This is a genomic window from Burkholderia sp. GW821-FHT14F03, from assembly GCF_058803765.1.
Genome location: NZ_JBXAPG010000038.1, coordinates 21420 through 43097, shown reverse-complemented (window position 1 = coordinate 43097; position 21678 = coordinate 21420). Strand labels below are relative to the sequence as shown.

The 21678-nt window shown below is 68.5% G+C and carries 17 protein-coding genes; 12 read left to right on the top strand and 5 right to left on the bottom strand.

The window, feature by feature from the left end; all coding sequences use genetic code 11:
• The first annotated feature begins 13 nt into the window (after positions 1-13).
• The gene (locus tag AC1RQF_RS23860; RefSeq protein WP_274001718.1) at positions 14-646 is read left to right on the top strand and encodes a riboflavin synthase; all 633 of its coding nucleotides are present in this window, start codon (positions 14-16) and stop codon (positions 644-646) included.
• Positions 647-884: 238 nt separating this feature from the next.
• Here the strand turns inward: AC1RQF_RS23860 and AC1RQF_RS23855 are convergent, their stop codons facing one another.
• Complete coding sequence (locus AC1RQF_RS23855; protein ID WP_492873106.1) at positions 885-1517, bottom strand: hypothetical protein; 633 nt, start codon at positions 1515-1517, stop codon at positions 885-887.
• 205 nt (positions 1518-1722) lie between these two features.
• Positions 1723-2442, bottom strand: a complete 720-nt coding sequence (locus AC1RQF_RS23850; RefSeq protein ID WP_492873105.1) for an LbetaH domain-containing protein — start codon at positions 2440-2442, stop codon at positions 1723-1725.
• A 412-nt stretch (positions 2443-2854) separates the two neighbouring features.
• Here AC1RQF_RS23850 and AC1RQF_RS23845 point away from each other — a divergent pair, with 412 nt between their 5' ends.
• The 5 genes from AC1RQF_RS23845 to AC1RQF_RS23825 all read left to right on the top strand — a co-directional run bounded on the left by AC1RQF_RS23845 (position 2855) and on the right by AC1RQF_RS23825 (position 9730).
• Positions 2855-3283: a hypothetical protein gene (locus AC1RQF_RS23845; protein ID WP_492873104.1), complete on the top strand. Its 429-nt coding sequence runs from the start codon at positions 2855-2857 to the stop codon at positions 3281-3283.
• Between the two features lie 290 nt (positions 3284-3573).
• Complete coding sequence (locus AC1RQF_RS23840) at positions 3574-4530, top strand: phosphotransferase family protein (protein ID WP_274001712.1); 957 nt, start codon at positions 3574-3576, stop codon at positions 4528-4530.
• A 309-nt stretch (positions 4531-4839) separates the two neighbouring features.
• A complete protein-coding gene (serC, locus tag AC1RQF_RS23835) occupies positions 4840-5934 on the top strand; it encodes a 3-phosphoserine/phosphohydroxythreonine transaminase (protein ID WP_274001710.1) in 1095 nt (364 codons plus the stop codon).
• Positions 5931-7370 (top strand): ATP-grasp domain-containing protein, encoded by a 1440-nt coding sequence (locus AC1RQF_RS23830; RefSeq protein ID WP_492873103.1) that lies wholly within the window; start codon positions 5931-5933, stop codon positions 7368-7370. The genes serC and AC1RQF_RS23830 overlap by 4 nt, the downstream gene beginning before the upstream one ends.
• Positions 7367-9730 (top strand): tetratricopeptide repeat protein, encoded by a 2364-nt coding sequence (locus AC1RQF_RS23825; RefSeq protein ID WP_492873102.1) that lies wholly within the window; start codon positions 7367-7369, stop codon positions 9728-9730. The genes AC1RQF_RS23830 and AC1RQF_RS23825 overlap by 4 nt, the downstream gene beginning before the upstream one ends.
• A 66-nt stretch (positions 9731-9796) precedes the next feature.
• Here the strand turns inward: AC1RQF_RS23825 and AC1RQF_RS23820 are convergent, their stop codons facing one another.
• Entirely contained in the window at positions 9797-11110 is a 1314-nt protein-coding gene (locus tag AC1RQF_RS23820) for an alpha/beta hydrolase family protein (RefSeq protein WP_492873101.1), read from the bottom strand.
• 185 nt (positions 11111-11295) lie between these two features.
• Here AC1RQF_RS23820 and AC1RQF_RS23815 point away from each other — a divergent pair, with 185 nt between their 5' ends.
• Both AC1RQF_RS23815 and argG read left to right on the top strand, forming a co-directional pair.
• A complete protein-coding gene (locus AC1RQF_RS23815; RefSeq protein ID WP_492873100.1) occupies positions 11296-12177 on the top strand; it encodes a LysR family transcriptional regulator in 882 nt (293 codons plus the stop codon).
• Positions 12178-12611: 434 nt separating this feature from the next.
• The gene (gene argG, locus AC1RQF_RS23810) at positions 12612-13949 is read left to right on the top strand and encodes an argininosuccinate synthase (protein WP_274001701.1); all 1338 of its coding nucleotides are present in this window, start codon (positions 12612-12614) and stop codon (positions 13947-13949) included.
• A gap of 90 nt (positions 13950-14039) precedes the next feature.
• Here the strand turns inward: argG and AC1RQF_RS23805 are convergent, their stop codons facing one another.
• Complete coding sequence (locus tag AC1RQF_RS23805) at positions 14040-16166, bottom strand: S53 family peptidase (protein WP_492873099.1); 2127 nt, start codon at positions 16164-16166, stop codon at positions 14040-14042.
• 433 nt (positions 16167-16599) lie between these two features.
• Between AC1RQF_RS23805 and ribBA the strand changes: the two genes are divergently transcribed.
• The 4 genes from ribBA (at position 16600) to AC1RQF_RS23785 (ending at position 20023) form a co-directional block, all read left to right on the top strand.
• Entirely contained in the window at positions 16600-17736 is a 1137-nt protein-coding gene (gene ribBA, locus AC1RQF_RS23800) for a bifunctional 3,4-dihydroxy-2-butanone-4-phosphate synthase/GTP cyclohydrolase II (protein WP_274001699.1), read from the top strand.
• 70 nt (positions 17737-17806) lie between these two features.
• The gene (gene ribH, locus AC1RQF_RS23795) at positions 17807-18319 is read left to right on the top strand and encodes a 6,7-dimethyl-8-ribityllumazine synthase (RefSeq protein WP_252985352.1); all 513 of its coding nucleotides are present in this window, start codon (positions 17807-17809) and stop codon (positions 18317-18319) included.
• Positions 18316-18753: a transcription antitermination factor NusB gene (gene nusB, locus AC1RQF_RS23790; protein ID WP_274001697.1), complete on the top strand. Its 438-nt coding sequence runs from the start codon at positions 18316-18318 to the stop codon at positions 18751-18753. Before ribH ends, nusB begins: the two co-directional genes overlap by 4 nt.
• Positions 18754-18829: 76 nt before the next feature.
• Positions 18830-20023, top strand: coding sequence for a pyridoxal phosphate-dependent aminotransferase (locus AC1RQF_RS23785; RefSeq protein WP_274001696.1), 1194 nt, complete (start codon positions 18830-18832; stop codon positions 20021-20023).
• Between the two features lie 76 nt (positions 20024-20099).
• On the opposite strand, the gene AC1RQF_RS23780 is transcribed toward AC1RQF_RS23785, so the two are convergent.
• Positions 20100-21203: a lytic transglycosylase domain-containing protein gene (locus AC1RQF_RS23780; RefSeq protein WP_274001695.1), complete on the bottom strand. Its 1104-nt coding sequence runs from the start codon at positions 21201-21203 to the stop codon at positions 20100-20102.
• Positions 21204-21678: the final 475 nt, after the last annotated feature.

Sequence of the window (21678 nt, the reverse complement as noted above, 5' to 3'; positions counted from 1 at the left end):
GGAATCGACCACGATGTTTACCGGAATCGTCGCGGCAGTCGGCCGTATTGAAACCATCACGCCGCTGGGCACCTCGCCCGACGCAGGGGTGCGCCTGACCGTGCATGCGGGCGGGCTGGATCTCGCCGACGTCGCGCTCGGCGACAGCATCGCGATCCAGGGCGCATGCATGACGGCGATCGGCAAGACCGCGCACACGTTCGACGTCGAGGTGTCGCGCGAGAGCCTCAACAAGACGGCCGGCCTCGCCGAGCCGGGCGAGGTGAACCTGGAGAAGGCGCTGCGCGCGCATGACCGGCTCGGCGGGCATATCGTGTCGGGGCATGTCGACGGGCTCGGCGTCGTCTCGCATTTCGCGCCGGTGGGCGAGTCGCATGAGCTGCGCGTGCTCGCGCCGCGCGAACTCGGGCGTTATCTCGCGTACAAGGGCTCGGTGACGGTCAACGGCGTGAGTCTCACGGTGAACCGGGTCGAGGATCGCGAGGACGGATGCGAGTTCTCGATCAATCTGATTCCGCATACGATCGAAGTGACCACGCTGCGGCATCTGAAGACGGGGAGCCGGGTGAATCTGGAGATCGATATGATCGCGCGGTATGTGGAGCGGATGCTCTCGACGCAGGATGCACAATCGTCGTTGAAGTAAGCCGGTTTCGCTACGCCCGCGGTCTGCCGGCGTCGCCCAGGTCCATCGCTTGCTGACGGCATACGGCCATTGCGTGTGGTTCGTATGCCGTCACGCCTCCTGCAGTGCATTCGAGCCCAAACATGCGGAACCGCGCATCGCAGCAGTATCCAGCGCGACGGAGCGACGGAGCATGATCCGCAAATGATTGGCCCACGCCGTTCGATCCATCCCGCGCTACCCGCAGAGCCAATGCCCATCACTCTTCCCGCAGGTGCACCCGCGCCGTCGCATTGTCGAAATCAATGATGTCGAAATCGCGATAAGCAAACGCCGGATTGGCAATCGCGTCGTCGATACGCCAGCCCCCGCCTTCCCGAATCAATATCAGGTCGGTCCGCCCGTCGATCACCGGGAAAGCGTCCGCGCCCCCATAGGATGCCCGCCACAGCACCTTGAGACGCAGCCGTGCAGCACTCTTCTGAATGATCACCGGTCTGGCGGTCACCTTCAATGTGGGCGCTGCGTCAAACAGGTTGCCATCTTCCTCATCCAGATCGCCCGTCCTGAAATCCGGCTTCAAGCCCGCGCGAGTCGCATCGACGCATTGGCGCTTCAATTTATCAAACAGACTCACCGACAAAACATCGCCAAACGTCTTTCGATAAATTTCTTCGCGAATCTTTTTGTCGTTGAATTTTCTATTCAGATACTTTCCGGTGCCCTTATCGATATTGCTGAACGCGCAGACAGCATCGCGATATGGTATTCCATACACCCGGGCTACCAGCTCATCAACCCCGCCCCCCTCTCCCGCAGACAAGGATTGACTCCCGGCAAGCGCAGCGCTCGACAGAACCATCAGCAAGATCGAAGCAGTCAGCGTTCTCATTACAGATATTCCTCCAAGCAATGCACAAAAATCGGCACGCGGCCGACTCGACTGCCTTGCGTCGTATCGGGCAACGCGGGCACCGAACCGCGTTGCCTGCGTCGTCCCACAAGAGCATCGTCGAGCCGCGCCTTGCCTGGCGAGTTGTTCGCATTCTGCCGCCAGCGCGCATCACGATCCCGCACCGCCGGAGAAAGATCACCCTTTACGCCGACGCCACCTGCACTGCACCCGTTTTCGCCCGCTTCAACTCCGCCAGCACCTCAAGCGCCTGCCCTTCATCCTCGGTCAGATCCGCCAGGAACGCATCGTTATACTGCTTGATCCATTGCAGCGGCATATCCCACCATGCGAGGTCGATCAGGCTTTCGCGCACGCGCTCGGGGAACCTGAACTTGACCAACCGCGCAGGCGATCCGACATAAATGCCATAAGGCTCCGAGCGGAAATTCGGCGGCACGACCGTGCGCGCGCCGATCACGCATCCGCTCTGCACTTCGCTGCCGCCCAGGAACAACGCCTCATCCCCGATCCATACATCGTTGTGAATGACGGTATCGCCGTACTGCGGCGGCGGGGCATTGCGCAGGCCATCGCCGAACACGCTGAACATGCAGGTCGATATGGTGCGCGTCTCGTGCTGACCGTTCAGCAGGAAGCGCAGCCGCAGTCCGCCCGCGACATATTTCCCGAGCCTGAGACTCTGAAGGCCCGCGTCGTACTTCGCAATCGACCCGACACCCAGGCCCGACCCCTTCCCGATGTGGAACGTCCCGATCTGCGCCTCTTCGTCGAACCAATTCCTGAAGAAGTTGTTGGGAATCGTTGAATAGGCGCCGTCCCGGTACCCGAATACGATGAAATGCTTGGACATCGGGTGGTTCGGCAGGATCCCGGTGCAGTCGTCCGACGTGGTTACGTTCATTTTTGTGAGAGAAGTAGCGCAGAGGGTTCGGCATGGCGACTCGCGCCGATCAAGTCAAATCAGCGAAGCCTTCATGCCGCAGAATGGAGCATCAATGGGAATTTCAGATTCAATGAAATTGGATGCAATCCATTGCAGAAAATCCACTTTGTGAGTGTATTACCAAAAGCAATCGCCCGCAGGGCAATAATCCGCTGAAACACCCTTCCGTTTGCAAAAACCCAATTCGAAGCGAAATAGACAGTTTCGACCTTGCACAACGCCCGTTTCGTTGCGCCTGCCGACCAACCCAAGCCCCAGGCATCGAGATACGGCGCAAGCGGACCGCCGGCCATCCGTCAGGCAGCAGTCACGCCGGCGCGGAGAAAACACACGACGGCGAAACCCGCCGCCGCCGCGAGCGCCACGCAAGATGCCCCCGCATTCCCCCCGGCTCACGCGCCGCCACAGCGGGCGTATCCTGTCGACATCACGCACTTCGCTGCACCCACACCGGTTCCGGCTCGTCGGCGGCCGACCGGTGCGCGTCATCCGGCCGACCTTGGGAATCGTCATCATGCGGATCGCACACTTCATCGTCGGCGTCGCCGCCCTCTTCGGCTTCACGGCGGCGCAAGCCGACGGCTTCGCCATCACGCGCCCCCTGTCGAACGGTCGCGAACTTCACCTCCTGGAACACGCCTCGCCCTGCAACGGCGGCCCGGGCGCATTCATCTACCGGCGGGGCCAGCTGCTCGACCAGACCTGCGACGTACGCCTGACGGCCGCGGGCGCGACCGTCGTCTTGCCGCCTTTCGAGCCGCGCATGTTCTTCCCGCGCGACACCCTGTATCCGAACTAGCCGTCACATGCGCGCATCGGGGACGGATCTTCCCGCCCCCGCCGCGCACACGCACACGCACTGTCATCGCACGTAACACCCCGTCACGCCGCCTAATGAACGCGGCCCTGCCGACGGGCGACATGTCATCGCGCGTAACACATGTAATCCAGATCGAAAGGCCACGCGAAACAACGCGTCTTATAGTCTGAGCCATTCGCTGCAGCGCGTCGGCGGCGCGCGTATTGCCAGCGCGCGCCCACCCGGCGGCCGGCGTTTTGCATACCTAAAGCAAACGGGGAAATCGGGTCATGTCCATTCAAGCACTGCCGGCGTCGTGCGACGCCGCGCCTCCGCACGGCCCCGAAGCCGCCGCGGCCCTGATCCGGCGCGCCTTGCAGGTCGAGCCGCTCGCGCTCGTGCCGCAACTCCTCACGCAAAGCGGCAACACGATCTACCGCGCCGACCTGCCCGACGGGCGGAAGGTGGTCCTGCGCATCAGCCCCCAGCGCAGCACGTTCGCCTACACCGCACACAATCTCGGCGCGCTGCGCGCGCTCGGCGTGCCGGTCCAGCACGTGCTCGCGGTCGGCCCGCTCACGTCGGGCGGATCCTTCGTGATCCTGAACTGGCTCGACGGCTTCGACCTGAGATTCGCACTGCCCTCGATGCGCGCAGACCAGATGATCCGCGTCGCCGGGCATGTGGCCGATTGCCAGCGTCGCGTCGCCGGCCTGCCGCGCAGCCACGGCTTCGGCTGGGCGCCGGTCGGCCAGGACGCCGCGCTCGCGCACTGGACCGATCTGTTCGGCGCGCCGGCCACGGCCTCCGTCAACGACGCCCCGACACCGCTCGGCCGCCTGCGCGCGCGACTGCGCACGGTGCGCGCCACACTCGAACCCTATTTCGAGGCCTGCCAGCCGGTGTGCTTTCTCGACGACCTGACGACCAAGAACGTGATCGTCGACAACGGTGCGCTGAGCGGCTTCATCGACATCGATTTCGTGTGCTACGGCGATCCGCTGTTGCAGGTCGGCTCGACGCTCGCCTACCTGGCCGCCGACGTCGGCGACACGGGCCGCGCCTATGGCGACGCGCTGATCGACAGTTGCGCGCTGACGGGCGACGCCCGCCGCGCGATGTACTTCTACGCGGGGCTGTGGACGACCGGCTTCCTTGCCACGGCCGAAGCCGCCGGAGATGCCTGGCGGATCGGCAAGCTCATCCCCGCGGCCTCGGCGCTGCTGGACGCCGCCGAGGCCGCCTGACATCGCGCGCCCGAGCGTCCGGCTCCCCCGCCCAAAACCTTTCGCAATCCTGACCACACCGGCGCGGCCTTCGACCGCTGCGCCACCGTTCTCCCTCCCCGCACCTCACGAACAGCTTGCATCAAGCTGACCGAAATATTCAGTAACCATCTGATTATTAAGGAATTTTATTTGAATTGACGGCACATTCGCCCTCTCTTCCCCGCCTCATTCCGCATACCGCGCCGCTAACCTACACGCACTGACGGACTGCTCGCCGCATGCGCGCCGCCCGTCGCCCGGTTCAACGCTATCGACCTGCTCCCGACGATGTCCAATACCCTGAATTTCTCCGGCGGCCCCGGCGCATTGCCCGACTCCGTGCTGCGCCAGACGCGCGACGCCATCATCGCGCTGCCGGAAACCGGCATGTCGGTGCTGGGCATGAGCCATCGATCCGACTGGTTCCGCGCGATCCTCGACGAGGCGGAACGCAACCTGCGCGCGTTGCTCGGGCTGCCCGAGCGCTACGCGATCACGTTCCTGCAAGGCGGCAGCAGCCTGTTGTTCGCGACGATCCCGATGAACTTCGCGAGCCGCCGCCATGCGCCGCCCGTGTACGTGAATTCCGGCTACTGGAGCAGCCGCGCGAGCGCCGAAGCCGCGCGCGTCGGCCCCGCGCGCATCGCGTGGAGCGGCCAGGACTGCGGCTTTCGCCGCTTGCCCGCGCTCGATCAGCTCGCGGTCGCCCCCGATGCCGCGTACCTGCACTACGTGTCGAACGAAACCGTCGAGGGCCTGCAGTTCGAGCCGCCCGCCGACGCGCCGCACGACGCGCCGCTCATCGTCGACATGTCGTCCGACTTCCTGTCGCGGCCGCTCGACGCGAGCCGCTACGCGATGATCTACGCGCACGCGCAAAAGAATCTCGGTCCGGCCGGCGTCACGGTCGCGCTGATCGATCGCGCGTTGCTCGAGCGGATTCCCGACACCCTGCCCGGCATCCTCGATTTCCGCACGCACGTCGAGCACGGCTCGAACTACAACACGCCGCCCGTGTTCGCGATCTACGTGCTGACGCTGGTCACGCGTTGGCTGCGCGACGAGATCGGCGGACTCGCCGCGATGCAGCGGCTCAACGACATGAAAGCGCGGCGGCTCTACTTCACGCTCGATGCGCTGAGCGATGCGATCGCCGTGCATGCGGAGCGTCCGTGGCGCTCGCGCATGAACGCCGCGTTCGCGTTCGGCGACGCGCGGCTCGACCGGGCATTCGCCGACGCGGCCGCGGAACGCGGGATCGTCGGGCTCGACGGTCACCGTTCGCTGGGCGGCCTGCGCGCGTCGCTCTACAACGCCGTCACGCCCGACGCGGTCGATACGCTGTGCGACGCATTGACCGAATTCAGCGTCGCCCACGCGTGAACGCCGCCGCCCCCATTGGCCTCGCGCAGCTGCCGCTCGATCCGGCGGGCGTCGAGCCCGACGCGCCGGCGCTGTGCAGGAAGCTGGCGCGCGCGCTCGACGCGGCGCCTCTCGATGTCGTCCTGCATGCTCAGATGCGCGATGCGCTGCACGCCGCGGGCGATGCCATCGGCTTCGCCGCGCACCAGCTCACGGTCGTCGCGTTCGGCATGCTGAACGGCGCACCGGATACGCAGCGCGCGCTCGCTCTGTACAACCTCGCGACCCTCTACTCGATGAAGGGACGCGTCGACGACGCGGTGTACTGGTATCGGCATACGCTGGCCATCGATCCGGATCTCGCGAGCGCGCACCAGAATCTCGCGGCGCTGTACGACACGCTCGGTCGTCGAATCGAGGCCCGCCGGCATCGCGCGCGCGCCTACCGCCTGCAACGCGTGTTCGTCGAGCCCGCGCTCGATCAGGAAGCCTGCCGCGTGCTGATCGTCGGCGTCGGCAGCGGGGCGGGCAATGTTTCGCTCGACACGCTGCTGCCGTTCCGCACGACGACCCGCATCAAGTACGCGCTCGACTACGCGGCCGACGCCGAGGATGCCCGCCTGCCGCCTCACGATCTCGTGTTCAACGCGATCGGCGAGCCCGACATCGCCGCGCCGCTGGCCGCGCGCCTCGCGCGCTTCGCCGGCCGCAGCCGCGCGCCGATCCTGAATCCGCCCGACGCGATCGCGCGCACGCATCGCGACCGCACCGCCGAACGGCTCGGCTCGCTGCCGGACGTGCGGGTGCCGCCCTGCGTGCGCATCGACGCCCCCCATGCCCCGCTGGACCTGCTGCTGGAACGCCTCGCGCAAGCCGGCATCGCGTTTCCGCTGCTGCTGCGGCCGACCGGCGCGCACGGCGGCGAGGGCCTGACGCTGCACACCGAACCCACCACCTTCGCGACGGCGCTCGCGCGGCTCGACGGCGCCGCCTATGTCACGGCCTACCGCGACACGCGCAGCGCCGACGGCGAGTTCCGCAAGTACCGGATGATCTTCGTTGATCGCGTGCCGTATCCGTATCACCTGGCGATTTCCTCGCACTGGCTCGTTCACTATTTCTCGGCCGACATGACGTCCGCGCCCTGGAAGCTCGACGAGGAACGGCGCTTCCTCGACGATCCGCTCGCGGCGCTCGGCGCGGCCGCGCTGTGCTCGCTCGCCGCGATCGGCAGACAGCTCGATCTCGACTACGGCGGCATCGACTTCGCGCTGACGGCCGAGGGCCAGGTCGTCGTCTTCGAGGCGAACGCGACGATGCTCGTCCATCGCGAAGCGGCCGACGGGCCGCTCGCGCACAAGAACCCGCACGTCGATCGCATCGCGCAGGCGTTCGCGCGCCTGCTCGACGCACGACGTGCGGCCCGCTCTCCCTTGCCGGTTTCCACCCAGCCATGACTCCCGACTCGACGCTCGCCCAGGCGAAGGCGCTCCACCTCGCCGGCAACCTGCCCGCGGCCCGCACGATCTACGAAGCGGCGCTCGTCGACGACCCGCGCAACGACGATCTGCGGCTGCGGCTCGGCATTCTCGAATTGCAAAGCGGCAACAGCATCCGCGCGCTCGCGCAATTGGACCGGGCAGTCGCGCTCGCGCCGCGCGACGCGCGCCATCACGTGACGCGCGGCCATGTCCTGCGCGCGCTCGGCCAGCATGCGCAAGCTGCCGCAGCGCTGCGCGCGGCGCTCGCGTTCGCGCCCGACGACGCCGACACGCACGCCGCGCTCGGCAACGCGCTGCAAGCGCTCGGCGACCACGCGGGCGCGATCGGCGCGTATGACGACGCGCTCGCGCGCGATCCGTCCAACGCCGACGCCGCCAACAATCTCGGCAACAGCCACCGCCAATGCGGCGCGCTCGACGCGGCCGAGCGGGCCTACCGCACAGCGCTCGCCGCGCAGCCGACCCATGCGCTCGCGCTCACGCACCTGGGCACGCTGCTCGACGCGCAGGGCCGGCACGACGACGCGCTCGCGCTGCTGCGCGACGCGGTGCGCGCCGCACCGGACGCGAGCGCCGGGTTGATCAATCTCGGCGTCGCGCTGTGCGAACGGCGCGCCTTCGAGGAAGCGGCCACGCACCTCGCGCGCGCGACGGCATGCGCGCCGTTCGACGCCGACGCGGCCTACAACCTCGGCAATGCGCTGCAGGGGCTCGGCCGCCACGCGGACGCGGCCGAGCAGTATCTGCGCGCGGCCACGCTGCAGCCCGACCACGCGGATGCGCTGAACAACCTCGGCAACGCCTGCGAGGCGCTCGGCGACGCCGACGCGGCCGCCCGGGCGTTCGACGCCGCGCTGCACGCGCGGCCGGGCTGCGTCGCCGCGCACAACAACGCCGCGAACCTGCTGCGACGGCTGGGCCTGCACGACGAGGCGATCGCGCACCTGCGCGCCGCGCTCGCCGGCGCGCCGACGCATTCGCCGAGCCACAACAATCTCGGCAACGTGCTGAAGGACAACGGCGTGCTCGACGAGGCGATCGACAGCTACCGGCGCGCGCTCGCGTGCGATCCCGACAATGCGGTCGCGCACAGCAATCTGGTCTATGCGCTGAGCTTCCAGTCGGAACAGCCGGAACCGGTGCTCGAGGAAGCGCTGCGCTGGTCCGCGCGGCACGAGCCGTCCGGCGCGGCGCATGCCGCCCCCTGCCGCACGCACGCGCCGGACGCGCGGCTGCGGATCGGCTACGTCGGCGCGGATTTTCGCGAGCATTGCCAGGCGTTGTTCCTCGCGCCGCTGCTGTCGAATCACGACCGCGACGCCTTCGAGATCGTCTGCTATGCGAGCGTCGCGCGGCCGGACGCGATGACCGAACGGCTCGCCGGCTACGCGGACCGCTGGCGCGACGTGCAGGGGCTCGACGACGCGGCGCTCGCGCACCGCATCCGCGAGGACGGGATCGATCTCCTCGTCGACCTGACGATGCACATGGACGGCGGCCGGCCCGGCCTGTACGCGCGACGGCCCGCGCCGGTGCAGGCGACCTGGCTCGCCTACCCCGGCACGACCGGCCTCGCGTCGATGGATTTCCGGCTGACCGATCCGCATCTCGATCCGCCCGGCAACGAGGCGTTCTATCGCGAGCGCTCGATCCGCCTCGCCGACACGTTCTGGTGCTACGACCCGCTCGCCGACACGCCCGCCGTCGGCCCGTTGCCGGCGCTCGCGGCGGGTCACGCGACGTTCGGCTGCCTGAACAATCCCTGCAAGCTGACCGACCGCACGCTGCGCCTGTGGGCCGGCATCTTCGCGCGCCTGCCCGATGCGCGGCTCGTCGTGATGGCGCCGCACGGCGCGGGGCGCATCCGGCTGATGGAGCGGCTGCGCGCGCACGGCATCGCGCCGGAGCGGGTCACGTGCGTGCCGTACCGGCCGCGCGCCGACTATCTCGCGTCCTATCTCGACATCGACGTCGCGCTCGACACCTTCCCCTACAACGGCCACACGACGACGCTCGACGCCTTGTGGATGGGCGTGCCGGTCGTCACGCGGGTGGGGCGCACCGCGGTCGGGCGCGGCGGGCTGTGCCAGCTCGCGAACCTCGGCCTCACCATGCTCGCCGCCGAACACGATGAGGCGTTCGTCGACGCCGCCGTCGCGCTCGCCGGCGACCTGCCCGTGCTCGCCGCGCTGCGCGGCGCGCTGCGCCCGCGCCTCGCGCGTTCGCCGCTGATGGACGGCGCGCGCTTCGCGCGCGAGGTCGAGGCCGCATACCGGCTCATGTGGAGCAGCAGGCAGCCGGACGCCGCGCGCTGACCCGCCACGCGCGGCGTCCTTCGGAATCACGACGCCGCGCCCGCGAAGATCGGCCCGCCGCCGCGACTACGCGGCGCCCGGCGGTTTCAGCGCGCCGCAATTGCCGGCCACCGGCTGGCCGCCCATCACCTTGCGGATGAACGGCAGCGAATCCGCGAGCGATGCGTTGACGGTGCTGTCATGCGTCTGCCCCGGGTAGTCGTGCCACTCGACCGTCGCGCCGAGCGCGCAGGCCTGCGACACGAACGCATACGCATCGGTCGGCGGCGTGGTCGTATCCGCGAGCCCCGAGCCCGTGAACAGCGGCGCCTTCAACGCGAATCCCGCGGCGGGCGTCGAGGTCGCCTTGAGAATCGCGCCGACCTCGTCGGCCGGCGGCGGCGCCTTCGCGTAGTTGGTCTGGTCGACGCCGTTCGCCTCCTGCAGCGTATCGAGCCCGTCGATGCACGACGTGAGCGTCGCGTCGTACACCGGCATCGCGCGATCCGAGATATACGGACGGAAATCGAACCCGGGCGTGACGAGCGCGCCGGTGCCGCGCATCGCGAGCAACAGGTAGACCGAATTGCTGGCCGCGCCGACGCCGATCGGATTCGCGGGCGCGCTGCCGCTCGTCACGAGCGGAAAGTAGACGCCCGTCGCGACGCCGCCGACCACCCGCACGTCCGGCGCATAGGTCGGCGCGTACTGGAGCGTGGCGATCGTCGCGCCCGAGCCTTGCGACTGGCCGACCGCGACCACCTTGTTGTTCAGCACGCCCGGCAGCGCGGTGAGCGCCGCGCGCACGGCGTCGAGCGCGCCGTAGGCTTCCGCGCGATGCACGAGATACGGATGCGGTCCCGGCGTGCCGAGCCCTTCGTAATCCGTCGCGACCACCGCGTAGCCCTGCGCGAGCATCGCGCCGAGATAGGTCTGGTCGCGCGTGGAGCGCGGCCGGAACGATTGCGCGCAGGCGTCCGCGATGCCGACCGTGCCGTGGGTCCACGCGACGATCGGCCAGCCGCCGGCGGGCGGCGTGCCCTGCGGCACGTAGACCGCGCCCGACACCGTGATCGGCGTCTTGCCGTCGACGCCTTCCGTCGACGTGTACAGCAGGCGCAGGTTGCGCGCCGGATCCGAATTGGCGAGCGCGAGGTTCGCGGGCAGCGATTCCTGCCTCAGCACGAGGCCCGGCTTGCCGCCGGGCACCGGGCTCGTCCACGTGTAGAACGCGGGCACGCCGCCGTCGCCGTAGGCCGCGTTCGCGACCGGCACCGGGCCCGGCCGCACGCCGCCGCTGTCGATTTCATCTCCGCCGCATCCCGCCAGGGTCAAGGCAACGACACTGGCGGCCAGACTCCACGGTGCGAACGCACTGGATCGCATTTGCTTTTTTTCCATGTGACACTCTCGCTTGATCGTCGGCAGTCGTCGCCCGTGAGTCCGGTCGACATCCCACCGCGTGATGGTGTTTTCCAAACGAACCGCCCTTCTAGTCCCCTTGGAAAGGCACGCCGAGCATGACATGCATGCGCGGATGTCAAAAGACGTCGTTTCGTTCACGTATTCAACCGCGGGTTGTCACCATGAAGTATCCGCAAGTACTCGCCTTCGTCAGCGTCGCGCGGCTGGGCAGCATCCGCGCGGCTGCGCGGAACCTCGGCGTCTCGCAGGCCGCCGTCACCAAGACCTTGCGTCTTCTGGAGGAAGAACTCGGTGCGACGCTGTTCTCGCGCGGCGTCGGCGGCGCGACGCTGACGGCGGCCGGCCGCTCGCTGTTGCCGCGCGCGACGCTGGTCGTCGAGCAGATGAAGCTGCTCGACGGCGATGTGTCGCTCGACCAGCACGGGCGCGTCGCGCTCGGGATGTCGCAGATGGCGTCCGCCAACCTGCTGCCGCTCGCGCTGCCGGCCTTCCTCGCGCAACGGCCGCGCGCGCCGCTGCGCATCGTCGACGGCGCGCTCGCGACGGTGCTGCCCGGCCTGCGCGACGGCACGCTCGATTTCGGCGTGTGCACCGCGTTCGCGGAGTCGATCCCGCTGCCGTTCCGTTTCGATCCGTGGTTCCGCCGGCCCGCCGTCGCGCTCGTGCAGCGCGGCCATCCGCTCGCCGGCCGCCGTTGCACGCTCGACGACCTGTCGCGCTTTCGCTGGGTGAGCGCCGGCATGCGCATCAACGCGCAGCCGCCCGAAGTGGGCGCCGCGCAGGTGATCGAAGCCCCGCAGAACATCGAGAGCCAGAATCCGATCGCGAGCTGGGCGATCCTCAAGTGCCTGCCCGCGGTCGCCGTCACCAATGAGGAGGTCGCCTCGCACCTGCACGATCCCGACATCGTGCGGCTCGATCTCGACGCGCCGCTGCCCGATCTCGCCGAAGGCCTCGTCACGCGTTCGGACCTGTTCCTGTCGCCGAATGCGCAGCTGATGGTGGACCTGCTCCGCGCGCACGCCGATCGCGCGTATGGATGAACGCGCGCGACCGCGAAGCGCAACGACGATGCGACGAAGCAACCCGAGACCGGCCGTGCTCGATGAATGCGGCGTCGCACCGCGCGGTCGCGCCCTCGCCGGCCGGTGCGTCGGCCCCGCCAGCCCCCGGGTCGCCGGCCGCTCGCGTCCGCCTCGACCCGGCCCGCGCCGACAATTCGCTAGAATACGAGGCTGCTCCGCCATCGCACGCGTCGGCCGGCCATCCCGGCGGGCGCGTGAAACGGCCCTTCCCCGGCCGCTGCTGGCCGCCGCGCGCCGCGCGACGGCAAAGATCCGGCACCATTTGAGCGCGCGCGCCGCGATCCGGCGCCACCGCGGACGCCCTGCCTTCGGGCTTGCCTCAATATCGGGCACGGACGATACTTGCAGATTGCGCGAGATTTCTTCCAGACCTTGATTGAACGGTTTTCCTCATGACGACGATTCTTGAAAGCTTACCGACCGGCCAGAAGGTCGGCATCGCCTTCTCCGGCGGCCTCGACACCAGCGCGGCGCTGCACTGGATGAAACTCAAGGGCGCACTGCCATATGCCTATACGGCCAACCTCGGCCAGCCCGACGAGGACGACTACGAGGAGATCCCGCGCCGCGCGACCGAATACGGCGCGGAAGGCGCGCGCCTGATCGACTGCCGCGCGCAGCTGGTGGCCGAGGGCCTCGCGGCGCTGCAGTGCGGCGCGTTCCACATCTCGACGGCGGGCGTCACCTACTTCAACACGACGCCGATCGGCCGCGCGGTGACGGGCACGATGCTCGTCGCGGCGATGAAGGAAGACGGCGTCAACATCTGGGGCGACGGCAGCACCTACAAGGGCAACGACATCGAGCGCTTCTACCGCTACGGCCTGCTCGTGAACCCGGACCTGAAGATCTACAAGCCGTGGCTCGACCAGACCTTCATCGACGAGCTGGGCGGCCGCGCGGAAATGTCCGAATTCATGAACCAGGCGGGCTTCGCGTACAAGATGTCGGCGGAGAAGGCCTACTCGACCGATTCGAACCTGCTCGGCGCGACGCACGAGGCGAAGGATCTCGAGAGCCTCGAAAGCGGCATCCGGATCGTCAATCCGATCATGGGCGTCGCGTTCTGGCGCGACGACGTCAAGATCGCGGCCGAGGAAATCACGGTGCGCTTCGAGGAAGGCCGCCCGGTCGCGCTGAACGGCGTCGAATACACGGACGCGGTGGAGCTGATGCTGGAAGCGAACCGCATCGGCGGCCGCCACGGCCTCGGCATGAGCGACCAGATCGAGAACCGGATCATCGAGGCGAAGAGCCGCGGCATCTATGAAGCGCCGGGGCTCGCGCTGCTGTACATCGCGTACGAGCGGCTCGTCACCGGGATCCACAACGAGGACACGATCGAGCAGTACCGCGAGAACGGCCGCCGCCTCGGCCGCCTGCTGTACCAGGGCCGCTGGTTCGACCCGCAGGCGATCATGCTGCGCGAGACCGCGCAGCGCTGGGTCGCGCGCGCGATCACGGGCGAAGTGAAGATCGAGCTGCGCCGCGGCAACGACTACTCGATCCTGAGCACGAAGTCGCCGAACCTCACGTACCAGCCGGAACGCCTGTCGATGGAGAAGGTCGCGTCGACCTTCTCGCCGCGCGACCGGATCGGCCAGCTCACGATGCGCAACCTCGACATCACCGATACGCGCGACAAGCTGCGCATCTACGCGCAGGTCGGCCTCCTGACGCCGGGCGAATCGTCCGCGCTGCCGCAACTGAAGGAAGACGACGCGAAGTAAGCGTCGTCGCCAGGCCGGGCGCTTTCGGGCGGCCGGCCGGGCCGCGCCGGAGGCCCGCCGCGGTCCGCTCCCGCCGCCGCCGGGCCACCTTCACCAGCCGTTCACGAGATTCGTCACGTTGACCGTGCCGATCCCCGTCGCGAAATTCCAGCCGACCGCCGTGCCGTACGCCTTCTGGTAGCTGCTGCTGACCGTCGACAGCACGCCGACGAAGCCGCCCGGCAGATAGCAGTTGCTCGATCCCGAGCAGTCCACGTCCATGTCGCCCTGCGTGACGTTGTAGAACACGCAGCTGCTGCCCACGCCCTTGCCGTTGCTCGAATTGCACGCACTGCTGCCGGACGCGCCGTATTCCGTCGCCGCGAGCGCGTAGAGCGTCGGGTTCGGATTGCCCTGCTTCGCGCCGGTCTTCTGGTTGACGAGCGCCTGGAAGCCGGCCCAGATCGGCGCGGCGAACGAGGTCCCGCCCGCGCCCGCCCAGCCGCTCGGCGCGCCGGTGCACGCCGCGCCGCCGTCGGCCGTATCGGAATCGCAGAACACGTAGTAGTGCCCCCACACGCCGTTGGCGGCAAACAGCGACACGTCGGGCAGATCGCGCACGCCGTCGGCCGGATTGCCGACGAGCGCCTGCCATGACGGCTTCGCATAGCCCTTGCAACTGCCGCCGACCACGCCCGCGCGCGACGGCGCGCCGGTCGCGCAGCCGCTCGGCCCGCCGCTGCCGCTCGCGGTGGTCTCGAAGCTGCGCTGGCCGGTCAGGCTGTTGCAGAAGCCCGAGAACCCATAGGTCGCCGCATAGCCGAGCTTCTTCGCGATCAGCGTGCTCGCACACGAATCGTTCCACGGAATCTCGTTGATGTAGGACAGCGCCGAGCCGTAGGTCGAGCCGTTCGTCGCGCCCCAGTAGGTCGAGTTGGTGCCGGCGTAGGTGTCGCCGAAATCGGTGCCGCCGACCGCCACGTTGTACGGCGTCGATGCGAAGCCGCTCACGCCGATGCCGTGGGTCGCCCTCGACGCGTTGGCGTCGCAGCTCGCCGCGCCCTCGTCGCCGGCCGACACGAACACCGAGGTGCCGAGCGCGGCCGCCTGCTGGTAGGCCGCGTAGTACGCGGCATTGGCGGTCGCGCCGTTCTCCGCCTCGCATTCGCCGTAGCTGATGCTGACGATCGCGGGCGGGCTGCTGCCGTTCAGCAGGTTCTGCAGCGCGATCAGGCCGCCGAAGGTGGTGCGCGTGTCCTTGCACGACGCGAGCACGATCGCCGCGCCGGGCGCGGCGGCGCTCGACCATTCCGCGTCGAGTTCCGCCTCGGTCTCGTTGCCCGCGACCACGCCCGGATCCGTGCAGTTGTTCGCGCCGCTCGCGGGCGCGGGGTGCGCCTGCGTGAAGGAACCCGTCGTGTAGCCCGCGAGGCCGAAGGTCGAGCGGAAAGTGCTCCAGTCCGTCGCGCGGTAGACGTCGGTGTCCTCGATCACGACGATCGTCTGCCCCTGCCCGGCGATGCCGGCCGAGAACAACGGATTGAGGTTGTAGATGGTCGCGAGATCGGCCGGCACCACCGCCTGATACGTCGTGCCGCCGCTCGCGAAGGTGTAGGACGGCCGCGCACGGAAATTCACGTGCGGCATGAAATCGTGCAGCGACACGACCCCGCTCACGACCCGCGCGAGGGCGGCCGGGATGCGCGGATCCGCGAGATTCGACAAGTGCATGCGCCCGCCGGCCTCGAACTGGTGCAGCTCGGCGCCGAACGCGCCGCGCACCTGCTCGGCGGTGCCCGAGAAGTCGATCACCATGCCGTTCGGCTGGACGTGGTTGACCGTGAAGCCGTGGCGCGTGAGCCAGTCGGTCACGGCCGCGACGTCCTGCGGCGCGGGGCCGTATTCAGAACCGAGCTGCGCGGCCGTCAGCCACTGGTGATAAAGCGGCGATTTCGGATCGTGCTGCTGCGCGATCCGCTGCACGAGCGCGGCCTCGGTCTGCGCGGGACGCTTCAGCAGCAATTGCAGATGGTCGAGCACCAGCGTGTCGTCGACCCGGCCGCGATCGTTCGCGGCGTTCGCTTCCGGCCGGACGTTGCCCGGCAGCGCGACGGTCGCGCGCTCGTCGATCGGCTGCGTGACGAGGCGCGGCGTCGATTGCGCGTGCGCGCCCGCGAACGCGCCGAGCAGGACGAGCAGCCCCGCCGCCTGCGCCGGCCATCCGGCTATGCGTTTCATGAACATGATTTCCCCCGTGCGAGAACAGGCCTTGACGACGACGGCCCGTCGCCGCCGGCGCGGGCGCCCGGCCGGGCGCCTCGCCGCCGCCGGCGAGCGGGCGCGCCGACGCGCGGCTATCGGGGGCGGACCCCGGCCATGCCGCGCGCGGCATCCCAAGGTGCCGCATGGAGCGTGCCACGCCCCGCCGATACGCGATTCGTGCGGTCGCGCCGTGCGATTTCGCCGCAAATCGTTTCATGCGCGAAACGCGCCGCACGGCCCGGCTGCAACCGGAAACGCCCGGGCCACGGGGCCGCCGACGCGGCCGCGCGGACCTCGGCGCGCGCCGTCGCGCGCGACCGGCCGCGCATTTCGCGCCGTCCGGCGCGCCTGCGCCTAAAACCGTCCCGGGGTGGCGTAAAATACGCGCTTTCCCTTGCCCTGAACCTTTATGACGCTCGCCTCCACGCCCGACATCATCGCCGAGCTGAAAGCCGGCCGGATGGTGATCCTGGTCGACGAAGAAGACCGCGAAAACGAGGGCGACCTCGTGCTCGCCGCCGAATTCGTGACGCCGGAAGCGATCAATTTCATGGCGCGCTACGGCCGGGGCCTGATCTGCCTGACGCTCACGCAGGAACGCTGCAAGCTGCTGAACCTGCCGCTCATGACCTACCGCAACGGCACCCAGTACGGCACCGCATTCACGGTCAGCATCGAGGCCGCCGAGGGCGTGACCACCGGCATCTCGGCCGCCGACCGCGCCCACACGATCGCCACGGCCGTCGCGCACGACGCGCGCGTCGATCACATCGTGCAGCCGGGCCACGTGTTCCCGATCATGGCGCAGCCGGGCGGCGTCCTGGTGCGCGCGGGCCACACCGAGGCCGGCTGCGATCTCACCGCGCTCGCGGGCCTCACGCCGGCCGCGGTGATCTGCGAGGTCATCAAGGACGACGGCACGATGGCGCGCCTGCCGGACCTGATGGAGTTCGCCCGCGAGCATGGCCTCAAGGTCGGCACGATCGCCGACCTGATCCACTATCGCAGCCGCACCGAATCGATCATCGAGCGCGTCGCGGAACGCACCATGCAGACCGCGCACGGCGCGTTCCGCGCGGTGCTGTACCGCGACCAGCCGAGCGGTTCGCCGCATATCGCGCTGGTGCGCGGCGCGCCGACGCCGGACCAGGAAACGCCGGTGCGCGTGCACGAGCCGCTGTCGGTGCTCGATCTGCTCGAAACCGGCGTGTCGACCCACTCCTGGACGCTCGACGCGGCGATGCGCGAGCTGGCCGCGCGCGAGCTGGGCGTGATCGTGCTGCTGAACTGCGGCGATACCAAGGAACATCTGATCGACGTCTTCAAGGCGTTCGATGAAGAGGAACGCGCGGCCGCGCTGAAGCGCCGGCCGGTCGATTTCAAGACTTTCGGCATCGGCGCGCAGATCCTGCGCGATGTCGGCGTCGGCAAGATGCAGGTGTTGTCGAACCCACGCAAGCTCGGCAGCATGTCGGGCTACGGCCTCGAGGTGACGGGCTTCGTACCGATGCCGGGCAGCGCGGCGGCGGTCTGCCCCGCCGCCTGATCCATTTCGCTCGGGACCGCGCACCCGCGCGGCCCCCTAACCGCTCATTCAAACTACGTACGGAACACACATGGAAATCGGACAATATCAACCGAACCTCGAAGGCGACGGCCTGCGCATCGGCATCGTGCAGTCGCGCTTCAACGAACCCGTCTGCAACGGCTTGGCGGATGCCTGCGTCGAGGAGCTGGAACGCCTCGGCGTGTCCGGCGAGGACGTGCTGCTGGTCACGGTGCCGGGCGCGCTCGAGATTCCCCTCGCGCTGCAAAAGCTCGCGGAAAGCAACCAGTTCGACGCGCTGATCGCGCTCGGCGCGGTGATCCGCGGCGAGACCTATCACTTCGAGCTGGTGTCGAACGAAAGCGGCGCGGGCATCACCCGCCTCGCGCTCGACTTCAACACGCCGATCGCGAACGCGGTGCTGACCACCGACACCGACGAGCAGGCAATTGCTCGCATGACCGAGAAGGGTCGTGACGCGGCGCGCGTGGCGGTCGAAATGGCTAACCTCACGATGACGCTCGACCAGCTCAGCGACGACGAAGAGGACGAAGACGAGGAAGACGAAGAGGAACGCGCATGAAGAAGAGCGCCCGCCGACAGTCGCGCGAACTGGCGACGCAAGGCCTTTACCAGTGGTTGCTGTCGAACGCGTCCTCGGGCGAAATCGATGCGCAGCTGCGCGGTGCGCAGGGGTACGACAAAGCCGACAAGACGCTGCTCGACACGATCCTGCACGGCGTGATCCGCGACCACGCGGAACTGGCCGAAGCGCTCACGCCGAGCCTCGACCGGCCGATCGAGCAGCTCTCGCCGGTCGAACGGGCGGTGCTGCTGATCGCCACCTTCGAACTGAAGCATCAGATCGAGACGCCGTACCGCGTCATCATCAACGAAGCCGTCGAACTCGCGAAGACGTTCGGCGGCTCGGACGGCTACAAGTACGTGAACGGCGTGCTCGACAAGCTGTCCGTCACGCTGCGTCCGGCCGAAATCCAGGCTCGCCGCGGCGCGTGAGTCTCCAGCGGGCGCCTCGGCGCCCGCTTTTTTTTCGCGTTCCGACGCATCGCCCCGTCTTCCGCCCGCACCCGCCATGAATACTGCTGCCGATCCGCTGCACCGGCTCGCCTCGCGCGTCGACGCGATCGAACCGTTCTATGTGATGGAAATCGTCAAGGAGGCCGCGCAGCTCGAACGCGCGGGCCGCGACCTGATCCACATGAGCATCGGCGAGCCCGATTTCACCGCGCCGGAGCCCGTGATCGAGGCGGCCGCCGCCGCGCTTCGGCAAGGCGTCACGCAATATACGAGCGCGCTCGGCATCGCGCCGCTGCGCGAAGCGATCGCCGCGCACTACGCGCGCGCCTACGGCCTCGCGATTGCGCCGGAACGGATCATCGTGACGGCCGGCGCGTCGGCGGCGCTGCTGCTCGCCTGCCTCGCGCTCGTCGGCCGCGACGACGAAGTGCTGATGCCCGATCCGTCCTACCCGTGCAACCGCCATTTCGTCGCGACGGCCGAAGGACGCGCGGTGCTCGTGCCGAGCGGCCCCGAGACCCGCTTCCAGCTGAGCGCGGACGACGTGCGGCGCCACTGGGGCGCGCGCACCCGCGGCGTGCTGCTCGCGTCGCCGTCGAATCCGACCGGCACCTCGCTCGCGCCCGACGAACTGAAACGGATCGTCGAGGCCGTGCGCGCGCGCGGCGGCTTCTCGATCGTCGACGAGATCTACCAGGGCCTCAGCTACGACGACGCGCCCGTATCGGCGCTGTCGTTCGGCGACGACGTGATCACCGTCAACAGCTTCTCGAAGTACTTCAGCATGACGGGCTGGCGGCTCGGCTGGCTGGTCGTGCCGCCGTCGCTGACCGACACCTTCGAGAAGCTCGCGCAGAACCTGTTCATCTGCCCGTCCGCGCTCGCGCAGCACGCGGCGCTCGCCTGCTTCGAGCCGCGCACGCTCGACATCTACGACGCGCGCCGGCTCGAATTCAAGCGCCGGCGCGACTTCATCGTGCCCGCACTCGAACGGCTCGGGTTCGGCGTGCCGGTGATGCCGGACGGGGCCTTCTATGTTTACGCGGATTGCAACGGCGTCGCCCATCCGGCGGCGGGCGACAGCGCCGCGCTGACCCGCGCGCTGCTGCACGACGCGGGCGTCGTGCTCGTGCCCGGCATGGACTTCGGCGTGGCCGCCCCGCGCCGCTACCTGCGGCTCTCGTATGCGACCGCGTACGCGCGGCTCGAGGAGGCGGTCGAACGGATCGGCGCGCAGTTCGGACGCTGATCGCGCCCGTCCCCGGAACGAAAAAAAGCGCCCGAGGGCGCTTTTTTCATGATGCGGCTCCGGTCCCGGGGCCCGCTCAGGTGCCGAGTTCCGACGAACCGCTGTCGCGCTTGGCCGTGTCGACGCTCGCGTCATCCTGCTGCGAGGTCTTCGGCGCCATCGCCTTGATCGCCATCGGATGAGCGCCGTCGAGCGTGGCCTGGATCCGCTTCTGGCCCCCCGTCGACACCGCCGCCGTGGTGACCACCGCCGTCGTCTGCGGCGACTGCGACGCGTAGATCGACACCTTGCGGCCGCGCGCGACATCGCGCAGGCGGTCGCGCTCGGCAACCACCTTCGCGCCGTAGCCGCCGTCGTCCGGCGAGGACGAGCCCACGTAGAGGCGCAGGCCGCCCGCGAGCGTACCGCCGCGCGCGATGCAATCCTTCAGCACGAGCGCGCCGACCTGGATATTGACGAGCGGCTGGAGCGCCGCGGTGGTGCCGCCGAAATACTCGAACTTGTCGGAGTGGACCTTCGACATCACCTGCATCAGCCCTTGCGCGCCGACGCCGCTTTCCGCATACGGATTGAAGCCCGATTCGATCGCCATCACGGCGAGCAGCAGCAGCGGATCGAGGCCGACATCGCGGCCGGTCTGAAACGCGGCCTTCACGAGCTGGCCGACCGGCTCCTGCGCGACGCGGTAGCGGCGCGCCAGGTAGGTGGCGACGAGCGCCTGCTCGCGATTGGAGGTCAGCACGCGGTCGTCGCGCGCATCGGCGGCGACCCGCTGGGTCGGGATCAGTTTGGCGAGCGAGACGGGCGAGGTGCCGCGCGCGGCGTCATCGCCGAACGCCGGGCCGCTGACCGCGCCGTCGTAGGTCGTGCGCGACGCTTCGACGCCGGACACGTCGTCCTGCTGGTCGGGATTCGCATTCGCGGGACCGAAGGCGGGCAACGGGTGGCCGGACAGCAGGCGGGCCGGGCCGGCCTGCACGGCGGCCGACACGATCGGCATCAGCCGGGCCGCGAGAGTGCCGCGCACGTTGGGCAGGAGCCACAACGCCAGCGCGATCACGACGGCGATGCCGCCGACCACGCTGAATAAATGGTGACTGACACGCGTCCCCCGGCGCAGCGCAGCGCGCAGAACCTGCGCGTGCCGCTCGTTGGGACGCCACGATAACCAAGCGTTCATTCAGATCTCCCATGAACATGACTCGTGCGGCTCGCTCAGCTCGAAGCGAGGCAGGAAGCACTGCCGCGGAATCAAGACACCGCGCGCCATGGCTGGGCGAAACGGTATCGGAGAAACGGTATAAGTACCGTTCGGGGGCCACGGCGGAAAACAGGCCGGCGCCTTCCAGGCGGGCGGACGCGCGGTGGCTCCCACGCAAAAAACCAGCGTCGACTGGGCGCTGGCTAGGACAACAAACAAGGCCGTCGGGTGCCGTGCAGGTATCGGCAGACGGTGACGCGAAGCGTCTGAAGGACCGGAGATTGGTGACTTTCCACAAGGGTCCTGCAACCAATGTGAGCGGATTCTAGCAGGGTTTTATAGATCGTCAACACTATAAAATTTCAAAGTCATAACAAAAAGTAATGATTTGTTACCCTTCAGAACGGAGACCCGCTTGCCGCCTGGCTCAGCCGCCGCTCGCCGATTTTTGAGG